The 3,521-nt window shown below is 65.9% G+C and carries 3 protein-coding genes and 1 pseudogene; all 4 read left to right on the plus strand.

All coding sequences use genetic code 11. From position 1 onward, the window contains the following. Positions 1-191: pseudogene (locus FVW27_RS10565) on the plus strand (molecular chaperone TorD family protein); the annotation flags it as partial. Between the two features lie 135 nt (positions 192-326). Next, a complete protein-coding gene (locus tag FVW27_RS10570; protein ID WP_167124978.1) occupies positions 327-2,558 on the plus strand; it encodes a molybdopterin-dependent oxidoreductase in 2,232 nt (743 codons plus the stop codon). 10 nt (positions 2,559-2,568) lie between these two features. Then, on the plus strand, positions 2,569-3,156 hold the full coding sequence (locus FVW27_RS10575) for a 4Fe-4S dicluster domain-containing protein (protein ID WP_167124974.1): 588 nt from the start codon (positions 2,569-2,571) through the stop codon (positions 3,154-3,156). A gap of 2 nt (positions 3,157-3,158) precedes the next feature. Next, positions 3,159-3,521: DmsC/YnfH family molybdoenzyme membrane anchor subunit (locus FVW27_RS10580; protein WP_167124976.1), on the plus strand; the 363-nt coding region annotated here is incomplete at its 3' end.

The raw sequence follows: 3,521 nt of genomic DNA on the forward strand, positions 1-3,521 counted from the left end.
GGCTGGTGGCGGAACACATGGGGGCGTGGGTGCCCCGCTTCGTGCAGCGCGCCCTGGCCGAACCCGGCGTGCCCCCGGCCATCGCCCGTGCCTTGGCCCTGCTGCTCTGCTGGCATGAAGATGCGGCTGCGGCCTGCGCGCGCCGTCACACCCCGGAAGCAACCGCCGGTGCACCGGCGCTCCCCCTGTAGCCGACGCACCGGTACCGATTTTCGCAGATCATGAAACCCACGGAGGTCATCATGTCCATAACGAACGGCCCGACTGGCCCCAGCGGCCTCAGCGGCCCCGATGGCACCCCCTCGCGCGGGGGGCCATCCTGCTCCATGAGCAGGCGCAGCTTCCTCAAGGGGCTCATCGCATCCGGCGCGCTGGCCACGCTGCCCTGCGGGCTGCTCATGCCCCGCAACGCGTCCGCCGCGCCCTTCAACAAGGCGGATTTCCAGATCTTCCGCAACGCCTGCCCGCGCAACTGTTACGACACGTGCAGCATCGTCACCTACGTCAGGGACGGGGTGGTCAAGTTCGTGGAAGGCGCGCCGGAATCCACCTACACGGCGGGCGGGCTGTGCGTGAAGGGCTATGCCTACCCCCGCCGCGTCTACAGCCCCGACCGCATCAAGTACCCCATGGTCCAGGACGGACGCGGCAGCGGCAACTGGCGGCGCGTATCCTGGGACGAAGCCATGGAACGCATCGCCCGCAAGCTGCTGGAGATCAAGGAAAAGGACGGCAACCTGCTGGGCCTTGCCCTTACCAAGTATTCCGGCAACTTCGGCATTACCAACTACGGGGTCGAGGGCATGATGTCCTCGCTGGGTTACACCACCCGCCTGGTGGGCACGCCCTGCTGGCCCGCCGGCATAGACGCCCAGAACTACGACCTGGGCGACATGTGGTGCAACGACCCTGAAGACATGGAAAAATCGCGCTACGTCATCATCTGGGGGGCCAACCCGGCGTGGTGTTCCGTGCATTCCATGAAGTACGTCTACGCCGCCCGTGACCGGGGGGCCAAGATCGTGGTCATCGACCCGGTGCTGACCCAGACCGCCGCCAAGGGCGACGTGGCCTGGCAGCCGGAAACCGGCAGCGACGGCGCACTGGCGCTTGGCATGGCCCGGCACGTGCTTGACCTGGGGCTGGTGGACCGCGATTTCGTGACCAGCAACGCCGTGGGCTTCGAGGAATTCGCCGCCTATCTGCGCCAGAACGTCACCGTGGAATGGGCGGCGGAAAAGTCCGGCATTCCCGCCGACGAGATCCGCCGCGTGGCCGAAGAATTCGCCACCGCCAAGCCCGCCACCATCTGGATCGGCTACGGCATGCAGCGCCACGTCAACGGCGGGGCCGCCGTGCGCGCCATCGACGCGCTGGTGGCCATGACCGGCAACGTGGGCAAGGTGGGCGGCGGCGCGCGCTACGGCCACCTGCAAACATGGGGATTCAACTACCACGCCATGATCCAGAAGGCCCCGGCGGGGTCCATCGGCTTCGTGGGCAAGGCGGGTCCCAAGGGCGAATTCGACGTCACCGCCGGAGCAGCGGCGGCCGCCGCCTACACCGACCGCGCCCTGAACATCAACAAGACCGCCCAGGAACTGCTGGACGCCCAGAACCCGCCGGTGCGCGTGCTGTGGTCGTCGTGCAAGAACCCCTTCGCGCAGGACTTCGACCGCAACAAGCTGGAAAAGGCCTTCAACAAGCTGGAAATGGTGGTCAGCGTCGAACAGTTCTTCACCGAAACGGTGCGTCATTCCGACATCGTGCTGCCGGTGACCACCCTGTTCGAGGAATGGACCGTCAACGCATCCTACTGGCACTACTGGGTATCGCTGAACGAACAGGCCATCGCCCCCATGCACGAGGCCAAGTCGAACATCGAGATCGCGGCGCTGCTTTCAAAGCACATGAACCGCCTGTCGCCCGGCTCATGCACCTATCCGCAAGATATCGACACCAGGGAATGGATGGAGAAGGAATTCAACAAGGGCGTGTATGAATTGCTGGGCATCAACCACTGGCAGGACCTGCGCAAGGGCCCGGCCAAGGCGAAGATGCCGTCGTCCGCCTCGTGGAGCGACCGCAAGTTCAAGACGCCGTCGGGCAAGTACGAGTTCCGGTCCGACCTGTGCGCCAGCCACGGGCACAAGGCCCTGCCGGAATACAAGGAAGGCCGCAAACCCTACGCCCCCTACCGCCTGCTGACCCCGCACAGCAAGTTCGCCATCCATTCGCAGTTCGCCAACCTGGACTGGATGGAGGAATTCCAGACTGAACCCTTCGTCTACCTGAACCCCGCGCTGGCCAAGGCCAAGGGCATCGCCGACCTTGACACGGTGCGGGTGTTCAACCCCACCGGCGAGGTGAAGCTGCGCGCCAAGATCACCGACACGGTGCCCGGCGACTGCCTGCTGATGTACGAGGCGTGGTTCCGCAAGCTGAACTTCAACGTGCAGAACCTTGTGGACGACGAATCGGCGGACATGGGTGCCTACAAGACCGGCGCGCCCGGCGTGGCCATTCACGACCAGTTCGCCGACGTGGCGAGAGCATAGGAGGCGGACCATGACCACACAAAAGACATCCCTTCCCCGGCAACGCGCGTTTCTGGTGGACGTGGAGCGCTGCATCGGTTGTTTCACCTGCGCCATGGCCTGCAAGAACTACTATCATCAGGAAACCGGCGTGGTCTGGCGGCAGCTGTACCCGCTGGACGAGGCCATCTACCCCCACCGCGAGCGGGCCTTCTATTCGTTGGCCTGCAATCACTGTGAAAACCCCGCCTGCCTCAACGCCTGCCCGGTAAAGGCCTATGAAAAACGCGAGGACGGCGTGGTGGTGCACCATCAGGACCGCTGCATCGGCTGTGGCAACTGCATCCGCTCCTGTCCCTACGGCGCGCCGCGCTACAACCCGGTGCTGAAGAAGGCGGAAAAGTGCAGCCTGTGCCACGAACGGCTGGACGCCGGTGAGCAGCCCGCCTGCGTGCAGAGCTGCCCGGTCCGGGCGCTACGGCTGGTGGACATCGCCGCCCTGTCCACGGCTGACGCCGCCAATGCCGTGCAGTACCCGGCAGGGTATCCGCAAATGCCGCAGGTCAATCCGTCCACCCGCTTCATCATGCCCAGAACACCCCGCGTGGTGAGGAGGTAGCCATGCAGAACATCGAACTTCCCCTGGTGCTGTTCACCGTGCTGTCGCAGGCCGCCGTGGGCATGGCCCTGCTGCTGGCAGTTCGCTCGTGCGGCTGCGCGGGCGGAGCCTGCGCGACCACGCCTACCATAGCGGGCACAGCGGGCACGGGCGGCAACGCGCCCGGAAACCGCGCGGAATGGCTGACCGCCACCATCGTCATGGGCGTGGCCCTGCTGGCCTCGCTGTTCCACCTGGGGCACCCGGAAGGGGCGGTGCGCACCCTGGCCCATCTGGAAAAGGCCTGGCTGAGCCGCGAGATTCTGGCCTTTGGCGCGTTCGCCGCGCTGCTGGCCGTGGCCGCCGTCACCGGCAAGGCGGGCGCG

The organism is Nitratidesulfovibrio liaohensis (assembly GCF_011682075.1).
Classification (GTDB): Bacteria; Desulfobacterota; Desulfovibrionia; order Desulfovibrionales; family Desulfovibrionaceae; genus Cupidesulfovibrio; species Cupidesulfovibrio liaohensis.